Source organism: Sphingomonas sp. Leaf230, assembly GCF_001421745.1.
Classification (GTDB): domain Bacteria; phylum Pseudomonadota; class Alphaproteobacteria; order Sphingomonadales; family Sphingomonadaceae; genus Sphingomonas.
This window is the reverse complement of record NZ_LMKW01000004.1, coordinates 1-24760: the sequence shown is the minus strand read 5'-3', so window position 1 is coordinate 24760 and position 24760 is coordinate 1. Positions and strand designations below refer to the sequence as shown.

18 protein-coding genes, 1 tRNA gene and 1 pseudogene are annotated in these 24760 nt (G+C 64.7%); 13 read left to right on the top strand and 7 right to left on the bottom strand.

The window, feature by feature from the left end:
- Positions 1-259 precede the first annotated feature (259 nt).
- The 3 genes from ASE82_RS05395 to ASE82_RS05385 form a co-directional block, all read right to left on the bottom strand.
- On the bottom strand, positions 260-721 hold the full coding sequence (locus tag ASE82_RS05395; protein ID WP_082441320.1) for a VOC family protein: 462 nt from the start codon (positions 719-721) through the stop codon (positions 260-262).
- Between the two features lie 357 nt (positions 722-1078).
- The gene (locus ASE82_RS05390; protein ID WP_056025079.1) at positions 1079-2167 is read right to left on the bottom strand and encodes an NAD(P)H-dependent flavin oxidoreductase; all 1089 of its coding nucleotides are present in this window, start codon (positions 2165-2167) and stop codon (positions 1079-1081) included.
- A gap of 307 nt (positions 2168-2474) precedes the next feature.
- A complete protein-coding gene (locus tag ASE82_RS05385) occupies positions 2475-3368 on the bottom strand; it encodes a LysR family transcriptional regulator (protein WP_056025076.1) in 894 nt (297 codons plus the stop codon).
- 163 nt (positions 3369-3531) lie between these two features.
- Between ASE82_RS05385 and ASE82_RS05380 the strand changes: the two genes are divergently transcribed.
- The 6 genes from ASE82_RS05380 to ASE82_RS05355 all read left to right on the top strand — a co-directional run bounded on the left by ASE82_RS05380 (position 3532) and on the right by ASE82_RS05355 (position 9251).
- On the top strand, positions 3532-4053 hold the full coding sequence (locus ASE82_RS05380; RefSeq protein WP_335337800.1) for a pyridoxamine 5'-phosphate oxidase family protein: 522 nt from the start codon (positions 3532-3534) through the stop codon (positions 4051-4053).
- A complete protein-coding gene (locus tag ASE82_RS05375; RefSeq protein ID WP_056025071.1) occupies positions 4050-4460 on the top strand; it encodes a VOC family protein in 411 nt (136 codons plus the stop codon). Before ASE82_RS05380 ends, ASE82_RS05375 begins: the two co-directional genes overlap by 4 nt.
- Before the next feature lie 13 nt (positions 4461-4473).
- Positions 4474-4938: a nuclear transport factor 2 family protein gene (locus tag ASE82_RS05370; RefSeq protein WP_056025067.1), complete on the top strand. Its 465-nt coding sequence runs from the start codon at positions 4474-4476 to the stop codon at positions 4936-4938.
- Positions 4939-5900: 962 nt separating this feature from the next.
- A complete protein-coding gene (locus ASE82_RS05365; RefSeq protein ID WP_235524596.1) occupies positions 5901-6566 on the top strand; it encodes a DUF6445 family protein in 666 nt (221 codons plus the stop codon).
- A gap of 239 nt (positions 6567-6805) precedes the next feature.
- Positions 6806-8419 carry a hypothetical protein gene (locus tag ASE82_RS05360; protein ID WP_056059976.1) on the top strand — a complete coding sequence of 538 codons (1614 nt, stop codon included), beginning with the start codon at positions 6806-6808 and terminating at the stop codon, positions 8417-8419.
- A 16-nt stretch (positions 8420-8435) separates the two neighbouring features.
- Positions 8436-9251 (top strand): glycoside hydrolase family 16 protein, encoded by an 816-nt coding sequence (locus tag ASE82_RS05355; protein WP_056059946.1) that lies wholly within the window; start codon positions 8436-8438, stop codon positions 9249-9251.
- On the opposite strand, the gene ASE82_RS05350 is transcribed toward ASE82_RS05355, so the two are convergent.
- Both ASE82_RS05350 and ASE82_RS05345 read right to left on the bottom strand, forming a co-directional pair.
- The gene (locus tag ASE82_RS05350; RefSeq protein WP_056059941.1) at positions 9248-10480 is read right to left on the bottom strand and encodes an MFS transporter; all 1233 of its coding nucleotides are present in this window, start codon (positions 10478-10480) and stop codon (positions 9248-9250) included. The genes ASE82_RS05355 and ASE82_RS05350 overlap by 4 nt on opposite strands.
- Before the next feature lie 333 nt (positions 10481-10813).
- Positions 10814-13069 (bottom strand): beta-glucosidase, encoded by a 2256-nt coding sequence (locus ASE82_RS05345; RefSeq protein WP_056059937.1) that lies wholly within the window; start codon positions 13067-13069, stop codon positions 10814-10816.
- A gap of 203 nt (positions 13070-13272) precedes the next feature.
- Here ASE82_RS05345 and ASE82_RS05340 point away from each other — a divergent pair, with 203 nt between their 5' ends.
- The 7 genes and pseudogenes from ASE82_RS05340 to ASE82_RS20350 all read left to right on the top strand — a co-directional run.
- A complete protein-coding gene (locus tag ASE82_RS05340; protein WP_056059934.1) occupies positions 13273-16320 on the top strand; it encodes a TonB-dependent receptor in 3048 nt (1015 codons plus the stop codon).
- 314 nt (positions 16321-16634) lie between these two features.
- Positions 16635-18224: a tryptophan halogenase family protein gene (locus tag ASE82_RS05335; RefSeq protein ID WP_056059931.1), complete on the top strand. Its 1590-nt coding sequence runs from the start codon at positions 16635-16637 to the stop codon at positions 18222-18224.
- Complete coding sequence (locus ASE82_RS05330; protein ID WP_056059929.1) at positions 18224-18934, top strand: SapC family protein; 711 nt, start codon at positions 18224-18226, stop codon at positions 18932-18934. The genes ASE82_RS05335 and ASE82_RS05330 overlap by 1 nt, the downstream gene beginning before the upstream one ends.
- Positions 18927-19958 (top strand): cupin-like domain-containing protein, encoded by a 1032-nt coding sequence (locus ASE82_RS05325; protein WP_056059925.1) that lies wholly within the window; start codon positions 18927-18929, stop codon positions 19956-19958. The genes ASE82_RS05330 and ASE82_RS05325 overlap by 8 nt, the downstream gene beginning before the upstream one ends.
- Positions 19955-21466: a tryptophan halogenase family protein gene (locus tag ASE82_RS05320; RefSeq protein WP_056059921.1), complete on the top strand. Its 1512-nt coding sequence runs from the start codon at positions 19955-19957 to the stop codon at positions 21464-21466. The genes ASE82_RS05325 and ASE82_RS05320 overlap by 4 nt, the downstream gene beginning before the upstream one ends.
- Positions 21467-21476: 10 nt before the next feature.
- A complete protein-coding gene (locus ASE82_RS05315; RefSeq protein ID WP_056059918.1) occupies positions 21477-22544 on the top strand; it encodes a LacI family DNA-binding transcriptional regulator in 1068 nt (355 codons plus the stop codon).
- A 389-nt stretch (positions 22545-22933) separates the two neighbouring features.
- Positions 22934-24106, top strand: a pseudogene (locus tag ASE82_RS20350) (recombinase family protein); the annotation flags it as partial.
- Between the two features lie 237 nt (positions 24107-24343).
- Here ASE82_RS20350 and ASE82_RS19985 read toward each other — a convergent pair.
- Together ASE82_RS19985 and ASE82_RS05300 are read right to left on the bottom strand one after the other, a co-directional pair.
- Entirely contained in the window at positions 24344-24553 is a 210-nt protein-coding gene (locus ASE82_RS19985; protein WP_056059912.1) for a hypothetical protein, read from the bottom strand.
- Positions 24554-24662: 109 nt separating this feature from the next.
- A tRNA-Met gene (locus tag ASE82_RS05300) sits at positions 24663-24739 on the bottom strand.
- Positions 24740-24760: the final 21 nt, after the last annotated feature.

Below are 24760 nucleotides of genomic sequence, written 5' to 3'. Positions count from 1 at the left end.
CTGCGTGAAGCAAATGACGGCGTCTGACGACCTCAGACTTAACCAGCGCATTCGTGGTTAGCGTCTTCGAACTGCCAAACCTAAAACCGGGTTATACCAACTACAGAGACCCACTTGCGGTCATTCGCGGCCTCTTTCTGGCTCCCCAACTTCTGCCATCCATTCAGTATTGCAGCAGAGAAGGTGCTGAGCCTCGGCCCTGCACGCTGACTCGCCAGCTTTCAAAGGATGATGAGGCGGCAAAGCTTTTGCCGGCCCATTAACGGGCTGTCGGCTGCATAAGCTCTATCGTGATATGATCGGGGCCTGAAACGTAGGCCACCAACGTTCCCTTCCGTGGACCACCTGGGATCGGCAGCGGATTACCTTTCGCCTTCCATCCTGCTGCCTCGACACGGGCAATGGCGACATGAATGTCCTTTACGGTCAGAGCCAGGTGGGCCGCTCCGATCGATCCCGCGCCGCTGGGCACCGTCCCGTTCTGGAGCCCGTTTGAATATTCCAACAGTTCGACCACGTAGCCGTCTTGTGCCTTGACGATTGCCGTTCTCACTTTCGGATCATCGACACCTGTCACCTGATGCAGGAAGTCGCCCCCCATCTCCGATTGCCGCTCAAGTGTGAAACCGAGCGCTCCCGTCCAGAACCGAACGGCTTCGTCCAAAGAAGACACAGCGAAGCCTGTGTGGTCCACGGCAATTACGTTTGTGGCGTCCGTCATTACTGCCCTCTCACTGGTATGCCGCCCGTGCTTACCACGCGACCGTTCACCATCGTAAACCGCTTTCCCTAAACCCTTTCCCGCATACACTTTCCCAACATGGGCTGGTGGACACGGAGAAACGGAAAGGCTTTGAGCCTTTTAAAGCAGCGAGTTCTAGGATGCGAAAGACCTTGGGAGCAGACGAGCGTGATCATGCAGCGATCAGGCGACCAGCGGCCGCGGAGACCAACAAAAGGACGCCCGCGCCCCTTACCTTGCTTCTTAACTTCGGGCGCTGGTTCATCATGATTTGAGGCTTTCAGTACGCTGAAAGGTCTGCTTATACGGCTTCTAGTGGGGAAACGGCCAGTCCGATCAAGGAACGTCGCAACGCTCAACCGAGCCTCTAATCCGTCGCAATTCAAATTCTTCTCGCAGCACCCTGACCAAGGCTGCTGCCGGCATGGCACGAGAAAGCGGCGCACCTTGCCCCGCCCATTGCGCTCCGAAACCGTGCTCGCCTTGCGCCTTGGCAGCCGCGTGCAAGGCCTTTCCCGCATCATAGGCGATAGGATAATCAGGCGGTCGGCGTTCATCAACCGACTGACTCAGAGCCGTGAACCGGTTGGCCAGCGCACGCGCGGGTCGACCAGAAATTAGCGAAGTGAGGACGGTGTGGTAAGCGCCCTCACCGGTGAGGGCCGCCCGGTATGCATCGTCTGCGGCCGACTCCGGGCACGCGACAAAGGCAGTTCCCAGTTGCGCTGCCGATGCGCCCAGGTCGAGCGCCGCGGCGATGCCGGCGCCGTCCATTATCCCGCCAGCAGCGATGATTGGTAGGTTGTTCTTGCGCACCAGGAGCCGGGTCAGCGCGAATACGCCGAGCGCGTCGTCAGGCGCGATGGGGTCGAAGACACCCCGATGCCCGCCAGCCTCGATCCCTTGCGCGACCACCGCATCGATCCCGGCGGCCTCGATCGCGTGTGCTTCGTTGAGGCTGGTTGCGGTCGCCATGAGATAGATACCACGCGCTCGCAACGCCGAGAGCACGTCGGCGGACGGCAACCCGAAGTGGAAGCTAACCACTGGCGGCGCGAGGTCGAGCAGTACCGCCACCATGTCGGGATCATCTGCGAAGCTCTTGTAGATGGTCATGAGTGCCGTCGGGGGTTGTGCGCCGTACTCGGCGAACAGCGGGGCAAGCCAATCCAGCCATTGCGCTTCCCGCGACAGATCGGCCTTTGGGCCAGCGTGGACGAAGACGTTGACGTTGAACGCGCGGGTCGTGCTGCTGCGCACCTCCTCGATCATCGCCCGTGCGCCGGCGGCGTCGGTCGCGCCTACTCCGATCGATCCCAAGGCTCCCGCCTCGGATACCGCTGCCGCCAGCGAAGGTGTGGCGACGCCTGCCATCGGCGCCTGGATCAAGGGCACCGAGAGTTCAAACCGATCGATGAGAGACATACCTACGCCGGATCCGGTTATGAACAATTGTCCGCTTATGACTACGCCAGCGCATTAAGTGAATGGCGCCAGGTGGGCTAGGTGCGGATCGTCTGCCCTTCAACCGCTCCGACCCAGAAAGCGACATTGCCGAACCGCTCTCGCCCATCCACACATTTGCAGTTCGTTCAGGCGCCGGCGACGCCGCGATCAATGGGCGAACGCCGCCGGAACGCCGCCGGCCTGCGTTTGAGCCTTCACCGGGAGGAATGCTGAAATGGAAATCTGCCGAGCCTTCGCCGCGAAATAGCTTGTCCAGCGGTCCCGGTCAGGACCACACGCCCCGCCGCCCCTGTTCCCGCATCGCGTCGATGAACACCCTGACCGCGGGCATAGCGGCTCGACCGGGATCATAGAGCAGGCTTACCGGCATGGCGGACGGAGCATGATCGGCCAAAACCTCAATGAGTCGCCCGCTCGCGATATGCGCGGCCGACTGGTAACTCAGTACATTGGCAAGGCCGACGCCTGCTTCCGCAGCAGCGAGGATCGCATCGATGCCGTTGACGGTCAGGCGGGGGACGATTTCCAACAGCCTCTCGCCGCGCGCGCCAAACGACCATCGGGTGCCGGCGCGCACACCACTACCCATGATACACCGATGCTGGGCCAGGTCGCCATGATCGATGGGCAAGCCATGTTCGGCAAGATAGCCCGGGCTTGCCACGATGGTCTGACGGACCGAACCGATCGTCACGGTGCGCAGCGTGCTGTCCGCCAGCGTCCCGATCCGCACCGCCACATCGACACCCTCCTCGACGATGCGGACATTACGATCGAGCAGCATCATGCGCGCGTTGAGGCCGGTGTGGCTGGCCAGCAGCGCGCTGATGACCGGCAACACATGCAGCCGCCCGAATATGACCGGCGCAGTTACGTAGAGCTGCCCCCGGGGAACCGAGCGACCGCCCATGGCGATCTGCTCCGCCTCGCGAATGTCCGCGAGTATGCGCCGCGCCCGATCAAGCAGGCTTGCCCCGTCGTCCGTCAGGGACACCGCTCGCGTCGAGCGGTGGAACAGCGTCACGCCCAGATGCCGCTCCAGCGCCGCGACCGCACGGGTCACGGCAGGAGGCGACAGATTGAGGACGCGCGCCGCAGCCGCGAAGCCGCGCTGCTCTGCCACCGCGACAAAGACGGAAAGGCTCTCGAAGCGGTCCATTATTCCCCGTATCGCAATAGTCCGTATCAGTAATTGCGAATTATCACATCGCGGGCAACTCGCCATCCTCGTGGCCATGGCGCAGGCATATCTCCACACCCTTTTCGGACCACGCGCTCGCGCGCTGCAAGAAGCAGCGGGGTCGCGAGCGTCCTACGCACGCATGGAAGCCGGCGCGGAGACGGTCGACCGGATTACGGCCAAAGAACTTGCGTTCATCGCCGTCCGCGACAGCTTTTACCTGGCGAGCACGTCCGAAGATGGCTGGCCCTATGTCCAGCATCGCGGCGGGGCAACCGGCTTCGTCCGACACCTCGGGGGCAATTGTTTCGGGTTCGCCGACTTTCGCGGCAACCGACAATATCTCTCCGTCGCGCATATTGCGGCCGACGACCGGGTTGCGCTGTTCTTAATGGACTATCCGAACCGCCGGCGCCTCAAGATCATCGGCCATGCCCACGTGAGCAAAGACCCCGCCGTCATCGCAGCGCTCATGCCGTCCGGCTACGCGGCCGAGCCGGAGCGTGGCTTTCTGATCGATGTCGTCGGGTTCGACTGGAACTGCCCGCAGCATATCACGCCGCGTTTCACCGAGGCGGAAGTGCGCCGCACTTCCCAGCCGCTCATTGACGAGATTGCGGTGCTTCGAGCCCACATCGCTCAACTTGAACGGGCAGCATCATGACCAGCAAACTCACACGCGGCGTCCACCATGTCGGGCTAACCGTGCCCAACCTCGATCAGGCACGCGCCTTCTTCTGCGACACGCTCGGATTCGATGAAGTAGGCGGCGTGCCCGACTATCCTGCTATCTTCGTATCGGACGGCACAATCCTGCTGACCTTGTGGCGCGCGGCCGACCCCGTGACGGCCCGCGCCTTTGACCGGCGCGCCAATATCGGTCTCCATCATCTCTCGCTCTCGGTCGCCGACGATGCTGCACTGGCAGCGGCGTGGGCCGCCGTGACGGCGCATCCAGAAGTCGTGGTCGACGCAGCGCCGGGCGCCATCCGTCCCGGATCAACGGCGCGCCACTTCCTGATCCTCATTCCGGGCGGGATCCGTCTGGAGTTTGCCACGCCCTTTGACTGAAAGGATCCGTTCGATGCCACGACTGCCCCTCCCTCCCTTCACCCATGAGACTGCGTCGCTAAAGGTCCGCGCCGCCGAGGACGGCTGGAACAGCCGCGATCCAGCGCGGGTCGCGCTCGCCTATACCGAGGACAGCCAGTGGCGAAACCGGTCTGATTTCCTTCGGGGGCGGGATTCTATCGTCACCTTCCTAACCGCAAAGTGGCGTCGCGAGCACGAGTATCGGCTTATCAAGGGCCTGTGGGCGCATGACGGCGATCGAATTGCCGTGCGCTTCGCCTATGAGTGGCATGACGATGCCGGCGCGTGGCATCGCTCCTACGGCAATGAGAATTGGAAATTCACGCTCGATGGCCTGATGGCGCGCCGGATGGCGAGCATTAACGACGTTCCGATTTCCGAAAAGGGGCGACTGTTCCACTGGCCGCTCGGGCCACGGCCCGAGGATCATCCGGGGCTGGAGGAACTTGGGCTGTAGCTTCAAGCCGTTGTTTTCCTACCGGTCTTGGTTGATGCGCCGTCGGCCAGAGTGTGGGTGGGTTCCCGACGCTGAGAGGCCGACAGAAAACTGGAAGGCGGCGCCTGTCAGGAAGCCGCTGACGCTGAATAATGCTGTCATCGACCGCTCAGTTGCTGGGAGGACCCACTTTTGGACATTCACGCCCTTTCCGCCGCCTCCCGAAACCGGTCGTCCATTCACATTGATTTTGCCTTCAATGAGCCGTCAGCTTCTCGCTGACCCGGACCGGGGGGTGCCGAAACTCACAATTAATGAGTTGCTTGGCACCCCTTAAACGGATGTCTCTGAGGCTGAAACCCAAGCCTATCTAACGTACCCTGGCGCGAGGGCTTCGCTCGGGCAGATGCTCGATCTTGCACGAGCCTACCTCGCCGCCGCTTACGAACCGATGAATTACGATAGGCGGTTCGAAATAGCTGATATCGCCCGGCGCTTTTGTGCGCTCGAAAAGGAGCAAGCTTCCCGAAATGGGAGACCGGCAGACGGCAAATATACAAGAATTGCATGAATATTAAAATCGGTACAGTACGGCAAATTGACGCCGCACTACATTATTATCTCAGTCGTCAGGTGTGGTGAATCATAGATGCGATAAAGTTCGGCTGGTTTTTAATCAATGAAGTAAGCAAGTTCCTTCGCGAGCCGGCGCGCGAGCGGTTGAATCTGCGACGCTAGGTCGTAACGATGCTCGCGCCACGGGCAACTAAGCGCTGTATATCGCCCTCTCGGAAGCCATCTTCGGTTGGTTTTACGCTGATGAGCGCTGCGGTAATGGCACGCATATGACGAACTCTCCGCTCGAGCCGAACTACGAAGCGATCCTACATGCCGATTTGGGACCGTCTTAGGTTGGCCACGGATCAACGACGCCCTTGCGTTGTGCTGCGTCAAACACCGATAACGGACGATGAGCCATGACCATGCGTAGTATCACCAGACGGCATATCGGTGGCGAAGCCGAACCACTCATCGTCATCGATGGCTTTGTCAGCGATCCCGATGGGTTGCGCTTAGCGGCTGCTGAGGCCGCGTTCGTCCCCGCGGGGCAGCACTATCCCGGCATCCGCGCGGCCCTTCCCGATACGTATCTGCGCGATCAACTTCCCGTGGTCGCACGCGCCCTGGGGCGGGAGTTCGGACCATGCCGCCGCATCCGCGTCGTCGATGCGCAATTCTCGATGGTCACGACCACGCCCGAAGCGCTCGATATTCGGCAACGCCTGCCCCATGTCGACGCGTACGGGCGCGACCGGATCGCGCTGATCCATTACCTCTCGCCGACGATCCGAGAAGGTACGGCGTTTTTCCGACATCGCAAGACCGGGTTCGAGACGATCGACGAGACGCGCGCGCCCGCATTTTTCGAGCACCTCGGCCACGAAGTCGCAGCGACGCCGCCCGACGGGTATATCGCCAGCGATACGGCGCTGTTCGAACGCACGGCGCTGGTCGATGCGGCCTATAATCGCGCTTTGCTGTATCGAAGCTACGTCCTGCACAGCGGCGCGATCGCACGCGATGCGCCACTATCCGCCGATCCAGCGGTTGGGCGACTGACGATCACCGCATTCCTCGCGATCGAATGAGGGCGGTTGAGCCACGGGTTCACTTGGCCTAACCCGGTCGCGCTACCGGACTGCGCCCGCACCACGCTGCGACGGTTCCGGAGCATATACTGGGGAGGCCAGCCTTGAACCACACGCGCCGGGCGTTTCTCGAAGGACTTGGCGGAACGGGTCTCGTCGCTGCGTTCCCAACCGCTGCCGCATCCGCAAGCCCAGCCTCGCCGGATTTCGGCCCCAACGTTTTTTTCGTCGACCCCGCCATGCCAGCAGACGTCGTACAGACCCGCGTAGACGCCATCTTCCGCAAACAGGAACGCGCGCATTTCACGGACGCGCGTCATGCGATTCTCTTCAAGCCGGGGCGCTATTCGATCGACGTGAACGTCGGGTTCTTCACACAAGTCGCAGGGCTTGGCCCTTTGCCCGGCGACGTCGCGATCGACGGGCACGTCCATGCCGAAGCGGACTGGGCAAAGGGCATGGCGCTCGTCAATTTCTGGCGCGGCGTAGAGAACCTTTCGGTGCGCCCCACCGATGGCGCGGATCGCTGGGCGGTGTCGCAGGCCGCACCTTATCGCCGCGTGCATCTAAACGGCGACCTAGCGCTGGACGATGGCGGCTGGTCGAGCGGCGGGTTCATGGCGGACTGCCAAATCGACGGAACCGTGCGCTCGGGTACGCAACAGCAATGGTTCACCCGCAACAGCCATATCGGCGGGTGGCGGGGATCGAACTGGAACATGATGTTCGCGGGCGTCGAGGGCGCCCCGCCGACGAGTTTCCCCGAGCCGCCTTATACCAACCTGCAGACGGTGGCCTTGATAAGGGAGAAGCCTTTCCTGCACATCACGCGCTTAGGGGAATGGGCGGTCTTCGTCCCTGCCGTGCGACGCGACACGCGCGGGACGAGCTGGGCCGGCGGCGCACCCGCGGGCACGTCCATTCCGCTGTCCCGGTTCCTGATCGCCCATCCCGATACGCCCGTGTCGGCGATCAACGCGGCATTGGCCAAGGGAAAGCATCTTCTGCTCACCCCCGGTATCTACCGCATCCGCGAGCCGTTGCGAATCGAACATGCCGGAACGGTGGTGCTGGGTCTGGGACTGGCGACCCTGCTCGTCGAACAGGGTTCCGCGGCGATCGTCGTCGCGGACGTGCCGGGTGTCGCGATCGCCGGCCTGCTGATCGACGCCGGGCCGGTCGAAACGCCGGTACTTATCCAGGTCGGTCCCCGCGGTGCCAAGCACGACCACAGCCGCAACCCGACCCTGCTCGCCGACCTTTTCTTCCGGGTCGGCGGCGCGACTGTGGGCAAGGCGCAGACCTGCCTGGAGATCAACAGCCACCACGTGATCGGTGATCATCTCTGGATCTGGCGCGCCGACCACGGCAACCGCGATGGCGGACGCGTGCATGTCGGCTGGACCGAAAGCACCGCCGACCAGGGGCTCATCGTCAACGGTGACGACGTGACCATTCACGGCCTCTTCGTCGAGCATTTCCAGAAATACCAGGTGACGTGGAACGGCGAACGCGGCCGGACCAATTTCTACCAGTGCGAACTGCCCTATGACCCGCCGAACCAGGCCGCTTATAAGGCGGGAAAGACGCGAGGCTGGGCCGCGTACAAGGTCGCGGACACAGTCACGTCGCACGAGGCGACCGGCCTCGGCATCTACGCCAACTTTACCGCCGACCCCTCGATCGTGCTGGACAGCGCGATCGAGGCACCGCGGCGACCGGGCGTTCGCTTTGCCAGCATAACGACCATCTCGCTCGGCACCGGCCAGGGTACGATCGCGCATCTGGTCAACGATGCAGGCGCCGCCGCGCGACCGGGCGCGGTTCGCCAGACGCTGACACGCTATCCATGACGAAAAGGGCCATCCGATGATCCTGCTGCTACTTGCCGCGCAAGCCGCTACCCTGGGCGCGACCAATTACAGCGCCAGCGCGCCGATGGTCGCGCCCAAGGGAAAACCGAGCTTTGCCGACGAGTTCGACGGCAAGGCGGTCGACAAAACCAAATGGCGCTTCGACGTGTCGCGCAACACCGAAGGCTGGTATAATAACGAACGGCAATATTACGCAAAGGACCGCGTCGAAAACACCCGCATCGAAGACGGCGCGCTGGTAATCGAGGCCCGGCGCGAGACGTTGGACAGATCGAAGTTCGCCGATTGGGGCGGCCAGGCGTACACCTCCGCCAAGCTCGTCTCTCGCGAGCCCCGCGGCTACGGTTTTTACGAAGTCCGTGCGAAGCTGCCGTGCGGTCGCGGCAGCTGGCCGGCCATCTGGCTGCTGCCGTCAGGCGGCAAATGGCCCGACGAAGGCGAGATCGACGTAATGGAAATGGTCGGCTGGGATGCCGGCACCGTCCACGCGACTCTGCACACCGCCGCCTTCAATCACGTCAAGGGTACGCAGCGTGGCGCCCAGACACAGGTCGCAACGGCGGGCACCACATATCACCGCTATCAGCTCGACTGGCGGGCGGATGCAATCACCATCGGCGTCGATGGCCGCGCGGTCATGCGGGTCGCCAACAATCAGCCTGGCGGCAAGGCGGCTTGGCCGTTCACGCGTCCGTACGAACTGATCCTCAACCTCGCGGTCGGCGGCGACTGGGGTGGCCAGAAGGGAATCGACGACGCCGCCTTCCCGCAGCGCATGGCGGTCGATTACGTCCGCTACTGGCGCCGCTAGTGTCGGCCGCGCGCGGCGAGGATGATCCCGCCGCCGCACAGCGTCAGCGCCGCGAGCACGAGCATCACCGAATCGAAATCGGTCGGCGTCGCGAGCGCCCAGGTCAGCGTCGGCCCGAGCAGCCCCGGCAGCGTGTTGGTCAGGTTTAGCAGTCCCAGGTCACGTCCGCAGTGCAGTGGGTTCGGCAGCAACTGCATGGCGAACGACGCGTGCAGCGCGAGGAACACCGACGCCCCCGCGGTATAGACGCAGAATGCGACCGCGCCGCTTGTAAAGTCATTGGCGAAGGCCATGCCACACAGTCCGGACGCAGCAACGATGGTGGTGGCGAACAGGAACGGCTTGGTCCGCCCGGAACGATCAGCCAGCCGTCCGACCAGGACCGCGATCGGCAGCGGCACGGTGTACCCGACGATCATCACCATCCCCATCCGCGCCGCGATACTGCCCGGCGCCACCGACGGGGCGATGCTTTCGAGATAGTAGAAGAGATAGACGAACAGCGCACTGCCAGCGACTTGCACGAACAGCCGTGCGCTCCACGCGAGCGCCAGATCCCGGCGCAGCACCGCCTCGATCGGCGATCTCGGATCGATTCGCGCGATCGGTTGCGCCGGTGTCAGCAACAGCGGAACGATGCAGCAGGCGACCACGACCGGCAAGATCGCAAGCCGCAGCGTCTCGTTCAGCGACGCGGTCGCCACCAGCAGCGCCGCCAAGGCAGACGCCACCGGACTCGCCATCGCCAGCAGGCCGCCGGCCAAGCCTTTCTGTGCATCCGGCACTTCGTCGGCCATGATCGCGAGCAGCGGCGCGAGCACCGCGTTAACCGCCACCTGGAACGCGACGACCGCGAGGATCAGCGCGATCGGCGTACTCGCGACAGCAATCGCGGCGTAGGCGATCGCGGTCGCCACGAAGCCCCCAGCCAGCCAGCCCCGGCGCCCCCCGCCCCGCGCGACCGATCGATCGCTCAGCCACCCGAACGCGATGTTCGACACGCTCGCCGCCAGAGCCCCCGTAACGACGATCACGGTAAGAACGTCGAGCCGCCCCGCACCCCCGATCGCGGTAACGACCGCGTCGACCTTGATCGGCAGCAACATTGTCAGCAGCGGGAGATAGCCGACGACCCCACCGACATAGGCGAGCGCGAAGACGAGCAGGAAACCGGTGGAGCGGCGGACGGGGGTGGGCAAGACGTCACGGGAAACGGGTAGACGCGCCATTCGCCCACCTATGCCGGTCCGAGCCGGACAGGCAACCGCGCTCATACCCGCTAATTACCGAGTCAGGATAATTTAGCGCGTTCCTTGTTCGTCCGCGAAGGCGGGAGCTCAGGCTAAATCCCCGCCTTCGCGAGGAAACATGCGTATCGAGGGCAAGCGTACGGTGACGGTTGCCAGTCTCTGCAATCCCCCCCGCCAGGGGGAGGTGGCGCTGAAAGTGACGGAGGGCGAGGACACGGAACGATAGTTCATCGCGTACCGCCCCCTCCGTCTGGCAAGCGCCAGCCACCTCCCCCTGGCGGGGGAGGATTTCGGACCCGGACAGAGAAAAGACTACGGCTTCATCGTCGCCGCATCGAGCGTGGTCGTAACAACCGACGCCCGGTCCTGCGCATCATGCGCGAGCGCCACCCGGTAAGCACCCCCCGCAATCCGCCAGCCGGGCAGCGTCGTGTCGTAATCGGCGACAATGCGCGGTTCGGCGGTCAGCGTGACTCGCCGCGTCTCCCCCGGCTTCAGCGTCACACGCGCAAAGCCCGCGAGCCGCATCGGCGTGGCCGAACCGTCGCGCGCGACGTACATCTGCGGGACGTCCGCCCCTGCCCGCTTGCCGGTGTTGGTGACCTCGAACGTGACGTTCAGCGATCGCCCGCCCGTCACTACCGGGTTGCGATAGGCGAAACTGGTGTAGCTCAGCCCGTGCCCGAACGCGAAGAGCGGACGCTGCGCCTGCTTCTCGTACCAGCGATAGCCGACGTTCGCGCCTTCTACATAATCGACCGGAAAGCTCTCGAGCTGGAAGGTCGATGCGTTCGCGGGGTTTGCCGCGGCCTGCGCCTCGACCGACGTCAGCCGGTCCAGCCCGACCGGTGCAACGCGCGGCGCCTGCGATGCCGCGGCGGGGAAGGTGATCGGCAGCCGGCCCGACGGAGAGACCTTGCCCGTCAGGATGTCGGCGATCGCCTCGCCGCCACGCTGGCCCGGATACCAGGCCTGGAGCACCGCCGGGACGGATCCGATCCACGGCATCAGGACGGGCCCGCCGGTTTCGAGCACCGCGACCGTTCTCGGCTGGGCCTTGACGACCGCGGCGATCAGCGCATCCTGGTTATCGGGAAGCGACAAATTCGGTACGTCCTGCGCCTCGGTCGTCCACTGTGTCGCGAACACGATCGCGATGTCCGCCGTTCGCGCCGCAGCAGCCGCTGCCCCGACGTCCTTTCCGTCGACGAACGTCACGGTTGCACCCGGCAGCGCGGCCTGGAGCGCTTTCAGCGGCGACGACGCGTGATAGGTGTAGCGCGCGAACGACATCGCCGCGCCCGAGGTCAGCGGAATCTCGATCGGTGCGCCACCGACCGAGCGGACCTGGCTCGATCCGCCGCCCGACAGTACGCCGACATCTGCCCGCCCACCGATCACCACGATGCGCCTGGCTGTCCGCGCCACCGGCAACAGGTCGCCGTCATTCTTGAGCAGCACGATGCCCGCCTCCGCAGCGCGCTGCGCGACCTCGGCATGCGCGGCATAGGGCGGCACCTGCGCGGTAGCCGGGACCGGATTGTCGTACGCGCCGGTCTCGATAAGCCCAGTCAGATAGCGCGCGATCATGTCGTCGAGCCGTGCGACCGGCACCGCGCCAGACTGGACCGCAGCCTTCAGCGGGGCAGCGAAATACATCGCCTTGTCGAGCTCCTGCCCCGATTGCTGGTCGAGCCCCGCATTCGCCGCCTTGGCGGTCGAATGCACCGCGCCCCAATCGCTCATCACCCAACCGCGATAGCCCCAGTCGCGCTTCAGCACGTCGGTCATCAGGTGTCGGTTCTCGCACGCCCAGTCGCCGTTGATCCTGTTATAGGCGCACATCACCGATCCCGGCCGCCCCTTTTCGATCGCGATCTGGAAGGCGAGCAGGTCGCTCATCCGCAGGCTCGCCTCGTCGAGCCGCGCGTCGACCACCATCCGCCCGGTCTCCTGCGCGTTGAGCGCAAGATGCTTCACGGTCGACACGATGTGGTTCGACTGCACCCCGGCGATATGCGCGCCAGCCATCTCCCCCGCCAGCAACGGGTCCTCGCCCAGATACTCGAAATTACGCCCGTTCCACGGGTCACGCGTCAGGTTCACGCCTCCCGCCAGCAGCACATTGAACCGCTTGGCGCGCGCCTCCGCGCCGATCATCGTGCCGCCCGCACGCGCGATCGCGACGTCGAAACTCGCCGCGGTCGCGAGGCTCGACGGTAGCGCGGTAGCGACGTCGCCCTTGCGTTGTTCGACCTGGTTCGCGACGCCGAGCGACGCATCGCTCTCTCGCACCAACGGGATGCCAAGCCGCGGAATGCCGTCGATATGCCCGGCCGACGGGATCAGTTCACTGGCGGTCTTGCCGGCGGCCATCGGTGGGAACAGCCCGTGCGCCAACGCGATCTTCTCGTCGAGCGTCATCCGCGCGACGATAGCCCGGGCCCGCGCGCGCGCATCGGCACTGGCGATCGTAGTGCCGAGCTTGCCCGCATCCCGAGCATCGACAGCCCCTGCGAGTGCAAGCAGCGACGCCCCCAGCAGCATCCCGCGAAACCTGTTCGACATTCTTGCGTCCTTTCCCGATGCGGCGACCGCTCTCGAAGGCGGTCGTCCGGCGGCGTGTTGCGCCAGAGCCACTATCAACAGCATATTTTGAGAACGTTCACAACGGTAGCGCTACCGCGCTTGACACTATGTCATGCGGCGGGAAAGTGAACGTTCACGGGAAAAGGCGCAGGTCATAGCGTCGTCTACAGGGGAGGATTACCATGCGTAGCTTCGCAGCTCGCTCGCTTTCGCGTTTCATCATCGGCACGTCCGCGTTGGCTCTGGTCGGCACGCCCGGTATCGCCATGGCGCAGGACGCGGCCGCAACCGTCGGCAATCCAGGGCCGTCGGACATCGCGCCACAGGCCGCCCCGACCGACCCCAACGCGACCACCGACGATATCGTCGTGACCGGCATCCGCGCATCGTTGCGTGAAGCGATCGATATCAAGCGCAACGGCCAGGGCGTCGTCGACGCGATCTCGTCCGAGGACATCGGCAAGTTCCCCGACACAAACCTCGCGGAGTCGCTCCAGCGCATCACCGGCGTGTCGATCGACCGCTCGAACGGCGAAGGCTCGACCGTCACCGTCCGCGGCTTCGGTCCCGAGTACAACCTCGTCACGCTGAACGGCCGCCAGATGCCGACCTCGACGCTCGGCGACGGCGCCAGCGCGCCCGCCTCGCGCTCGTTCGACTTCGCCAACCTCGCCTCCGAAGGCGTGGCCGCGGTCGAGGTCTACAAGACCGGTCGCGCCGCCATACCGTCGGGCGGCATCGGTTCGAGCATCAACATCCGCACCCCGCGCCCGCTCGACAAGCCGGGCACGCGCGGCAGCATCGCCGCAAAGGGCGTGCTCGACAGCTCGCGCAACGGCAAGGACCAGATCACGCCCGAAGTCTCGGGTATCCTGTCCACCACGTTCGCCGACGACCGCATCGGCGTGCTGTTCAGCGGCGCGTACCAGCGTCGCAAGGCGAGCAACAACTCGGCGAGCGTCGGCTTCCGCGATGGGTTCCTCGGTGCGGAGAACAACTGGGGCACGCTGGCGCAGCCCGGCACGCCCGGCGCCGCGAACATCACCAATCGCCCCGGTCCGACGGACGTTTACGAGATCCCGCAGAGCGCCGCCTACGACGTCATCGACATCGATCGCGAGCGCATCAACGGCCAGCTCGTGTTGCAGGCAAAGCCGACCGACACGCTGACCGCGACGCTCGACTTCACCTATTCGAGCAACAAGGTCGAGGTGCGCGACAGCAGCGTAGGGATCTGGTTCAACTTCGGCGACACGCGCAGCGCCTGGACCAATGGCCCCGCAGCAGGGCCGGTCTTCTATTCGGAGAATTTCGCGCCCGGCAAGGATCTGTCGTACAGCAGCTCGCTTACCGCAAACAAATCCGAGAACAAGTCGATCGGCGGCAACCTGACCTGGGAAGCGCCGGGCAACGTCACGATGTCGCTCGACGCGCATCACTCGACCGCGGTCTCAAAGCCGACCAACGATTACGGCAGCAGCACGTCGATTGGCGGCGCGATCTTTGGCGTCCAGTCGCAGACTGTGAACTTCGAGAACGACCTGCCGATCATCTCGTACCAGATGTATCCGGGGATCGACCCGCTCAACGCTGCGCTGATCACGCCGACCGGCAACGCGTTCCGCAACGCGTATTTCAAGGACGAGATCAACCAGCTCCAGCTGAAGGGTCATTACGACCACGACGGCGAGTTTCTCGACAGCATCGACTGGGGCTTCTCGTACGTCGACAACAAGGTCCGCTCGGCCTACGGCTTCATCCAGAACGAGACCTGGGGCGGCATCGATCCGCGCGGCGCCTCGTTCGGTGCGGCCGCGGTGCCCGACGATTTCTTCAACCTCACCAGCATCCCCGACAAGTTCAAGGGCGTCTCGGGGTCCGGCAATCCGGCGATCCCGCAGTCGATCTACACCTTCAATTTCGAGCAGATGGCCGAATTGCTGCGCGCGCAGTACAACATCTGCAGTGCGCCGCAGACCGGCGTCGCCGCGCCCGGCACCTGCCTTGCCAACTACACCAACGATCGCCGGATTCGCGAGCAGACGATCTCGCCGTATATCCAGTTCAACGGCAAGTTCGACGTGTTCGGTCGCCCGGCGCACATCATCGGCGGTGTCCGCTATGACGAGACGCAGGTGAACTCGTCCGCACTGGTGCCGATTCCGAACGGCACGCGCTGGACCGGCGCCAATGAATTCGCCCTCACATACGGCGCCAATTCGTTCACCTCGCTCAAGGGCAACTATCACAACTGGCTCCCCGCGGTCGATTTCGACATCGAACCGGTGCGCAACGTCAAGCTGCGCGCCTCGTACAGCCACACCATCACGCGCGCGGACTACGGCAGCCTGCAGGGTGGCCTGAACATCGATTCCAACCCGCGTATCGGCGGCGGCACGGGCAGCCAGGGCAACCCGAACCTTCTCCCCTTCAAATCGAAGAACATCGATCTGTCGGCGGAATGGTATTACGGGCCTGAGAGCTATGTCTCGGTCGGATACTTCACCAAGGACGTGAAGAACTTCATCGGCACGACTCAGCTCAACACGCCCGCGTTCAACCTCCGCAACCCAGGCTCGGGCCCGCGCTATCGCCAAGCGGTGGCGGCGCTGGGAACGACAGACAATCTGCGCGTGCGCGATTACATCCTGCGCAACTTCCCCGCCTCGTCGCAGGTAACGGGGACGAGCGATGCCGGCCTGTTGAACGGCAACATCTTCGGCCTACCCGAGGACGATCTGTTCAACTTCCAGCTGAGCCAGCCGTTCAACAGCGACCAGACCGCGAACATCAACGGCTGGGAATTCGCGATCCAGCACCGGCTGTGGGAAACCGGCTTCGGCGTCATCCTGAACTACACGATCGTCAACGGCGACGCGAAATACGACACCACGCTCGATCCCAACATCGGCCAGTTCGCGCTGACCGGGCTGAGCGACAGCGCCAACGCGGTCGGCTATTACGACAAGAACGGCATCCAGGCGCGCGTCGCGTATAACTGGCGCGGGCAATTTTATGCCGGGGGTGCGTTCGACCCGACCTATGTCGAGGCGTATGGCCAGGTCGATGCGAGCGCGAGTGTCCAGATGACCAAGGGGCTCGCGGTGTTCGCCGAAGCGATCAACCTCACCGGCCAGGGCCGCCGCGGGCATCGTCGCTCGGACAATTTCGTGACGTTCGCGCAACCGGGGTATGCACGCTACTCGGCAGGCCTCCGCTTCAACTTCTAAGGCGAACGATCCTCCCCCGCAAAGGGGAGGTGGCTGGCACTTGCCAGACGGAAGGGGAGGTAAGGGTAACAGCGGTTCCGTGTCCTCCCCCTCCGTCGCCTACGGCGCCACCTCCCCCTGGCGGGGGAAGATCGTGAGGTATGGACGGTCTCGAACTGCTCCGTCATCCTGATGTAAGTCAGGACCCAGAGCCAATGACGACCGTCTTCAGGTACCCTGGGTCCTGACTTTCGTCAGAATGACGGCCAAGGATGGCGCAACCGCCGCGGACGGAACGAGTTGGCACGCGCAGATAGGGAAACAGGAAACGGACGATGGCCACGAATACCGGCCCCGGAATCACGAGCGACCACCCGATCACGCACATCGTGATCGTCGGCGGCGGCACGGCCGGCTGGCTTACCGCCTGCCTGATCGCCGCGCGTGCCGATCGCGACACCGCGCGCCCGCTCTCCGTTACCCTCGTCGAGTCCCCCGATGTCGCGACGATCGGCGTCGGTGAAGGCACATGGCCGACGATGCGTCGCACGCTCGAACGTATCGGCATCACCGAAACCGACTTCCTTCTCGCCTGCGATGCCGCGTTCAAGCAGGGCTCCCGGTTCGACGGCTGGCGCACGGGCGCGGCCGACGACAGCTATCTTCACCCCTTTACCGCCCCCGTCGACGGCGACCCGCGCGATCTCGTCTCGGCCTGGTCGGAGCATGGCGGGCGGTTCGCGGACATGGTCGGCGCGCAGGGCGCGATCTGCCATCACGACCTCGCACCACGCCAGCGGGCGATGCCCGATTATGCCGGCACGCTGAACTATGCCTACCATCTCGACGCCGGCAAGCTCGCGGCGCTGCTGACGCGTCACGCGACCGAGCGGCTCGGCGTCCGTCACGTCCGCGACCACGTCGTCGGCATCGACGGCACCGAGCACGGCGATATCGTCGCGGTCCGCACGCGCGCATCGGGCGCCATCGCCGGCGACCTTTTCGTGGACTGCACCGGCCACGCCGCACTGCTGATCGGCGACCATTACGGTGTCGCAACGATCGACCGCGACCGCGAACTGTTCAACGACCGCGCGCTCGCCGTGCAGATGCCCGTCGCGGCCGGCAGCCCGATCGCCTCTCAGACCAACGCCACCGCGCATGCCGCCGGCTGGATCTGGGACATCGGCCTGCCCACCCGGCGCGGCATCGGCTGCGTCTATTCCTCCGGGCATCTGAGCGACGATGCCGCGGCGGACACGCTTACGCGGCATATCCGCGCCACCGCGCCGGACGCGCCGGACGCGCCGCTGCCGACCTTCCGCCAGCTCAAGTTCCAGTCCCGCCACCGCGCGAAATTCTGGGAGCGCAACTGCCTCGCGGTCGGGCTCTCCGCCGGGTTCCTGGAGCCGCTCGAAGCCTCGGCGATCGTTTTGATCGAACTGTCGCTCGATGCGCTGCTCGATAATTTCCCCAGTCACCGGGGCGCGATGGACATCCAAGCGACCCGCTTCAACACGCTGTTCCGCTATCGCTGGGACCGGATCGTCGAGTTCCTCAAGCTACATTACGTGCTCAGCGAACGCGACGAACCCTATTGGCGCGATCACCGCGACGCCGCCTCTATCCCCCCGCGCCTCGTCGAACTGCTGACGCTGTGGCGGCACCAGCCACCGTCGCGCGCCGATTTCCCGATGATCGACGAGATCTTCCCCGCCGCGAGCTATCAGTATGTCTTGTACGGCATGGGCTTTCCGCCGCCGACCCGCGGACCGATCGCGACGGCGGACCGGGCGCGCACGGAAACCTTGCTCGCACAGATCGATCAGCGCAGGCGTATGCTGGCTGCCGGCCTGCCGAGCAATCGTGCGTATCTCGACGCCCTGCGGCATACGACTGCTCCTGCGATGGATTTATCAGCCTGATGTCCGACCACGTCATCCTCACCGCCGACGACCACCGCGACCTGCGCATCCGCACCGAGCGCACGCCCGAGCTCGGCGACGCGGTGATGACCTGCATCACCGTCCCCAGCGAGTTTCGCCGCGTCCAAACGCACTATCCGATCCTGTTCCAGCTCGACCAGACGCACGACAGCTTTACCGCGCTCGCAATGTTCGGGTTCGAGCCCGGCGAGAACCTGTTCCTGACCGACGCCGGATGGGACGCGCGCTATCGCCCGCTCGCGATCGACAGCCAGCCGTTCCTGGTGGGGCGCGGCGCGGGCGACGTCCGCCAGGTCCACCTCGACATGGCCAGCCCCCGTATCGGCGCCCGCGAAGGCACGCGCGTGTTCGACGATACCGGGCGGCCGACGCCGTATCTCGAACGGATCGCCGATCAGCTCCGCGCACTCGACACCGACTATGTCGCGTCCGCAGACTTCTTCGCCGCGTTGCGCCGCTACGAATTGCTCGAACCGCTGACGATGGACGTCACGCTCGACGATGGCTCGAAGAACCGGCTGGTCGGCTATCACGTCATCGACGAGGATCGACTGGTCGCGCTCGACGATGCCGCGGTCGCCGACCTGCACGCCGCGGGGTACCTGATGCCGATCTTCATGGCGCTCGCGTCGCTCGGCAATATCGGCGACCTGATCGCGCGAAAGAACCGGCGGATAACGCGTGGCTGACGCCGATCCCGGTATCTTTGCGACTATGCCGCGCATCCGCGAGATCGAGATCCGCGATCCCGCAGACTTGGACGTGCATCTGCGCGCAGCGACCACGCCGTTCATTGTCCGTGGGTTGATCGCGGATTGGCCTATGGTGCGCGCGGGACTGCAATCGTCGCGAGCGGCACGCGACTATATCCAGGGCCACGCCCGCGACCTGCCCTTCGCGGTCTCCGTCGCGATGCCCGACAGCGGCGGGCGACTGTTCTACGACGCCGCGCACGCGATGAACTTCCAGATGCTGCGCGCGAAACTGCCCGAGATCTTCGCACGGATCGACGCCAACGAAGGCGTGGCCGACGCGCATGCCATCTATCTCGCGTCGATCGACATGCACCAATTCTTCGTCGGGCTGCACGAGGCGAACCATGTCGCGCTGGGCGTCCGCACGCCGCTCGCCAGTATCTGGATCGGCACCCGGACGCGGATCGCCGCGCATAACGACGTGCCCGACAATCTCGCCTGCGTCGCGGTCGGGCGACGCCGCTTCACGGTCTTCCCGCGCGACCAGTTCCGCAATCTCTACCTCGGCCCGGTCGACAACACGCCGGCCGGGCGCGCGGTCAGCATGGTCGATTTCCACGATCCGGACTTCGCCGCACACCCCCGTTTCCGACAGGCGCTGGAGCACGGCCAGGTCGCGGAACTGGAGGCTGGCGACGCGCTCTACATTCCCGCGATGTGGTGGCATCATGTCGAGGGGCGGTCCGACTTCAACGTGCTGGTGAATTACTGGTGGCGCGAGACGCCGCGGTGGCTCGGCCAGCCGCAGGATGCGCTCAACCACGCGATGCTGGCGATCCGCGACCTGCCCGCAGACGAGAAGGCGCATTGGCGCGAGATGTTCGACCAGTATGTCTTCGCCAACGGTCCCGACGTCACGGACCATATTCCCGAGGCGGCGCGCGGCGTGCTCGCGCCGCTCACCGCCGACACCGCGGGTCGCCTCCGCGCCTTCCTCCTGAGAGCGCTCAGCCGATGACCGAACACCCTATACGCCGCGTCGTAATCGCCGGGGGCGGCACCGCCGGCTGGATGGCCGCCGCCGCGATCGCGCGCACGATGGGCAGCACGATCGAGCTGACGCTGGTCGAATCCGATGCGATCGGCACGGTCGGCGTCGGCGAATCGACGATCCCGCCGATGATCACCTTCAACCGCCTGCTCGGGATCAACGAAGCCGAGTTCATGCGCGAGACGCAGGCGACGTTCAAACTCGGCATCCTGTTCGACGACTGGAAGGATCGTGGCGAGAGCTATTTCCACTCGTTCGGGATCACCGGCAAGGATCACTGGTCCGCGGGCTTCCAGCATTTCTGGCTGCACGGCCTGACCAAGGGTCACGCGCAGCCCTACGACGATTACTGTCTCGAGCTGCGTGCTGCGTTGCAGGGCAAATTCGCGCATCTGCCCGACGACCGGATGAACTATGCGTACCAGCTCGATTCGACGCGCTACGCCAAGTTCCTCCGGAAGATGGCGGAGGCCGACGGCACGCGCCGCCTCGAAGGCAGGATCGCGCAGGTCGAGCTGAACGGTGAGAGCGGTGACATTGCCGCGCTGGTGCTCGAGTCCGGCGCGCGGATCGAGGGCGACCTGTTCCTCGACTGCACGGGGTTTCGCGCGTTGCTGATCGAGGGCGCGCTGCACGCCGGGTTCGATGACTGGACGCATTACCTGCCGTGTGATTCCGCGATCGCGATTCAGACCGAGAGCGTGCGGCCTGCCTTGCCCTATACGCGGGCAATGGCGCATGATGCGGGCTGGCAGTGGCGCATCCCGCTCCAGCATCGCACCGGCAACGGCATCGTCTATTGCAGCCGCTATCTCGACCGCGACGCAGCGCTCGACCGGCTGCTCGCCCATATCGAGGGCAAGACGCTGACGGAGCCGAACGTGATCCGTTTCGTGACCGGCGCGCGGCGGCAGCAATGGCATCGCAACTGCATCGCGATTGGGCTGTCGGGCGGGTTCATGGAGCCGCTGGAATCGACCAGCATTCACCTGATCCAGCGTGCCGTACTGCGGTTGCTGCGGCTGTTCCCGTCGGGCCCAGTCAGCCCCCGCGAAGTCGCTGAGTTCAACGACCAGCAGCATACCGACATGCTGCAGATCCGCGATTTCCTGATCCTGCACTACAAGGCGACGAACCGCCGCGACAGCGCGTTCTGGCGGCAATGCACGGCGATGCCGATCCCCGCCTCGCTCGAACAGAAGATCGAGCTGTTCCGCGAAACCGGCCGCGTGTTCCGCAAGAACGAGGAGCTGTTCGCGGAGAACAGCTGGGTGCAGGTGATGCTCGGCCAGGGCATCGTCCCGCGGAGCTATCACCCGATCGCGACCAAGCTGCGCGACGACGAACTGGCGCGGCTGCTCGGCGGCCTGCGCGACGGCACCAACGCGACCGTCGCGGGGTTGCCCGAGCATGCCGAGTACGTCGCGCGCTACTGCGGCGCCGCACCCGCCCCCTCGCCCGTCCTCGCAGCCTGAGTTCAGACGCATGGCACGGCGGCGTCAGGCGGTAACGATCAAGCATGTCGCGGCTGATGCTGGTGTCTCGCTGCAGACTGTCAGCCGCGTGGTGAACAAGGAAACGGGTGTCCGGCCCGAGATGATGCAACGCGTCCAGGCATCGATCGACAAGCTCGGCTATGTCCCGTCGATCGCCGCGCAACGCATGGGCGGATCACGCTCGTACCTGATCCTCGCGCTCAACGACCGCGAGCGAACCATCGCCGACTGGCGCGCGCGGCAAGGGACCGACTGGTTCGACCAGATGATGCTCGGCGGGATGCTGACCTGCGCCGAACACGGCTATCGCCTGATCGTTGAGCTCGTCGACACGCATAGCGACCATATCGAGCGCGAGTTGCTGGCCGCGATCGCCGCACTGCAACCCGATGGCGTGATCCTGACGCCCCCGCATTCGGGCAATCCGCTGATCATCAACCTGCTCGAGGCACACGGCATCAGCTTCGCACGGATCGGCTCGCTGACCGACGGGCCTGGCATCCGACTGATCATGGACGACACGCGAGCGGCACGGATCGCGACCGAGCATCTGCTCGACCTCGGCCACCGGCGGATCGGCTTTATCGCCGGGCCGGCGGAATATGAGCTGAGCGCATGGCGGGTCGACGGCTGGCGTGCGGCGATGCAGGCGGCTGGCCTGGCGACGGACGATCTGCTGGCGATCGGCGACTTCAGCCACGCCTCTGGTCGCGCCGCGGCATCGGAACTCCTGACGCTGAACGAGCCGCCGACCGCGATCATCGCGAGCAACGATCAGATGACGCTAGCGACGCTCGAACTCGCGCGCGAGCGTACCCTCGCCGTGCCAGGGGACCTATCTCTGATCAGCTTCGACGATACCCCGATCATCCGCTTGGCGCATCCGTCGCTGACCGCCATCGTCCAGCCGATCGCCGAAGTCACCGCGCTGGCCGTCAACCTCATCATCGCCGACCACGTCAACGGCCCAACGACCGCCACCCCGGTTACGGTACCCGCGAGGATGACCGTTCGCGAGTCCACCGCATCGATTTTTGGCGGAAAAGGAAACACCTGATCAAATACATAGCTCAATAGGTCGTCGTGACCAGCGGATCCGAAGAACGCGCTGGGTCTGGAGCCGGATCCAATCATTAAATACGCTCCGCCGTATGAACGAACGTCCGCTCAGGCCACGGTTCGCTCGAAAGCGGCCATTCTGCTTTCCACCATAAAAGACAGCGGCAGGCCGGCCGATGCCAGCTTCGCAATACGGCCCGGCAACCATGTGGGAAGGTCGGAGTCGGCGTGACGCCGCGCGCCCCAGATGGCGTGGATGCCGTCGCAGCCGCCCTCCCCGCTCCACGATCTCGCGCTGGACCTCGCGCGTCTGCTGGCGCGCGACCTGGCGCGGCAGCAGAGAACCCAGAAGAATCAGGTCGCCCCGAAGACGGGTAGGCGACCATCATGACGACCTTCGTTGCGAATGCAGGATGCACGAATGGAGGAAAGATGAAGCGGTGTGCGATATATGCGCGGTATTCGACGGACAAACAGGACGTGCAGTCGATCGAAACGCAGCTGATGATGTGCAGGCGCGAGGTCATGCGCGAAGGCTGGCAGGAGGTCCTCTGCTTCACAGACGCAGCCGAATCGGCGGCTACGATGCACCGCCCCGGCATGAAGGCGTTGCTCGAGGCCGTTGCCGCAGGCCGCGTCGACATCGTCTACGCTGACGCCATGGACCGGCTGTCGCGCAGTCAGGCCGATATCGCGACATTGTTCGACCGACTCCGGTTTCTCGGCATCGTCCTGGCGACGCGCAAGGAAGGCATAGTCACGCCGCTGCACATCGGCATGATCGGTACGATCAACGCCGAGCAGCTGAGCGCCACCAGCGACAAGACGCGCGATGCGCTGGTGCGTCGTCACGCGATGGGGAAGAATCCCGGTGGCTCTGCGTACGGCTATGAGAAGCGCATCGAGCACGACGGCAACGGCGAACGCATCCGTGGCCTGCAGCAGATCGTACCGAACGAGGCGATGGTGGTGGTCCGGATCTTCGAGGACTATGCGGCCGGCCTGTCGCCCATCGCCATCACGCGGAGCCTCAATGCCGACGGTGTGCCCTCCCCGCGTAGCGGTAAAGCCAGCAGACACCCGCTCGGCAAGGCCGCGGCGTGGACACCGAACACGCTGACCGGCAATGCCGCACGCGGCACCGGCATCCTCAACAACCCGCTCTATGTCGGCCGACGGCCCTACGGCAAACAGACGTATCGCAAGAACCCGGAAACGGGCAAACGCCATGCCTTCGTCAACCCGGAGGACAAACGATCCGATGACGTCGCGTCCCCGGCGCTCGGCATCGTGCCCATCGCATTATGGGACAGGGTCAAATTCCGCCAGGCTACGCTATCGCGCGGGCCGAAACCGCGTACCGAGACGGCCAGTCTGCCCTTCTTCGCACAGCAACGTCCGCGGTATCTGCTGACCGGCAAGATGACCTGCGGCCGCTGCGGGGCGAGCTATGCGAAATCTGGCAAGACCCGGTTCGGCTGCCAGGGCACCGCCAAGAAGGGCCCGACCTGGTGCGACAACCGGCTGACGATCCGCCAGGAGGAACTCGACACGCGCGTGCTGGCGGGCTTGTCGAGCGAGATGCTGCGTGACGATGTCGTCGCAGCGTTCCTCCTAGAATACGAGGCAGAGACCCGGCGCCTGACAGCTGAAACGGTCAGCGCCCGCCCCGAGCGGGAAGCCGAACTGGCCAATCTCGATCACCAGCTCGGGTACGCCAAGGCGGCTATCCTCAAAGGCGTGGACGCGACGGTGTTCGTCGACGACATGAAGATTTGGACCGAGCGACGCAAGGCCCTACTCGCCGAACTGGAGCTTACCGAACAGGAAACCACAGAGACGGTTTCCCCGGAGCCCGATCTGCTTACCCCGGACCTGAGCCGCGTGTACCGTGAGAAGGTCGAACAGCTCACCGCGGCCTTCGAGGACGAAGCGCTGAAGGCGCAGGCGTTCGACCGGTTGCGCGCGCTCATTGAGGTTGTGGTGCTGACGCCAGAGGACGGCCATCTCGCGATCGACCTGCGCGGGGAGCTGGCGTCAATGCTGACGCTATGTGCTGGCGCGGAGACGCAAAAAGCCCCCGCGGTGGTGACCGAGGAGGTGTTGCAAATCAAGATGGTTGCGGGGACAGGATTTGAACCTGTGACCTTCAGGTTATGAGCCTGACGAGCTACCGGGCTGCTCCACCCCGCGACACTTCGCTGTTGCGAAGGA

Bases quoted from the DNA above. Each gene is read 5' to 3' on its own strand.
- ASE82_RS05395 (WP_082441320.1), bottom strand. From the start codon at position 721: ATGACGGACGCCACAAACGTAATTGCCGTGGACCACACAGGCTTCGCT.
- ASE82_RS05390 (WP_056025079.1), bottom strand. From the start codon at position 2,167: ATGTCTCTCATCGATCGGTTTGAACTCTCGGTGCCCTTGATCCAGGCG.
- ASE82_RS05385 (WP_056025076.1), bottom strand. From the start codon at position 3,368: ATGGACCGCTTCGAGAGCCTTTCCGTCTTTGTCGCGGTGGCAGAGCAG.
- ASE82_RS05380 (WP_335337800.1), top strand. From the start codon at position 3,532: ATGGAAGCCGGCGCGGAGACGGTCGACCGGATTACGGCCAAAGAACTT.
- ASE82_RS05375 (WP_056025071.1), top strand. From the start codon at position 4,050: ATGACCAGCAAACTCACACGCGGCGTCCACCATGTCGGGCTAACCGTG.
- ASE82_RS05370 (WP_056025067.1), top strand. From the start codon at position 4,474: ATGCCACGACTGCCCCTCCCTCCCTTCACCCATGAGACTGCGTCGCTA.
- ASE82_RS05365 (WP_235524596.1), top strand. From the start codon at position 5,901: ATGCGTAGTATCACCAGACGGCATATCGGTGGCGAAGCCGAACCACTC.
- ASE82_RS05360 (WP_056059976.1), top strand. From the start codon at position 6,806: ATGCCAGCAGACGTCGTACAGACCCGCGTAGACGCCATCTTCCGCAAA.
- ASE82_RS05355 (WP_056059946.1), top strand. From the start codon at position 8,436: ATGATCCTGCTGCTACTTGCCGCGCAAGCCGCTACCCTGGGCGCGACC.
- ASE82_RS05350 (WP_056059941.1), bottom strand. From the start codon at position 10,480: ATGGCGCGTCTACCCGTTTCCCGTGACGTCTTGCCCACCCCCGTCCGC.
- ASE82_RS05345 (WP_056059937.1), bottom strand. From the start codon at position 13,069: ATGTCGAACAGGTTTCGCGGGATGCTGCTGGGGGCGTCGCTGCTTGCA.
- ASE82_RS05340 (WP_056059934.1), top strand. From the start codon at position 13,273: ATGCGTAGCTTCGCAGCTCGCTCGCTTTCGCGTTTCATCATCGGCACG.
- ASE82_RS05335 (WP_056059931.1), top strand. From the start codon at position 16,635: ATGGCCACGAATACCGGCCCCGGAATCACGAGCGACCACCCGATCACG.
- ASE82_RS05330 (WP_056059929.1), top strand. From the start codon at position 18,224: ATGTCCGACCACGTCATCCTCACCGCCGACGACCACCGCGACCTGCGC.
- ASE82_RS05320 (WP_056059921.1), top strand. From the start codon at position 19,955: ATGACCGAACACCCTATACGCCGCGTCGTAATCGCCGGGGGCGGCACC.
- ASE82_RS05315 (WP_056059918.1), top strand. From the start codon at position 21,477: ATGGCACGGCGGCGTCAGGCGGTAACGATCAAGCATGTCGCGGCTGAT.
- ASE82_RS19985 (WP_056059912.1), bottom strand. From the start codon at position 24,553: ATGGCCGTCCTCTGGCGTCAGCACCACAACCTCAATGAGCGCGCGCAA.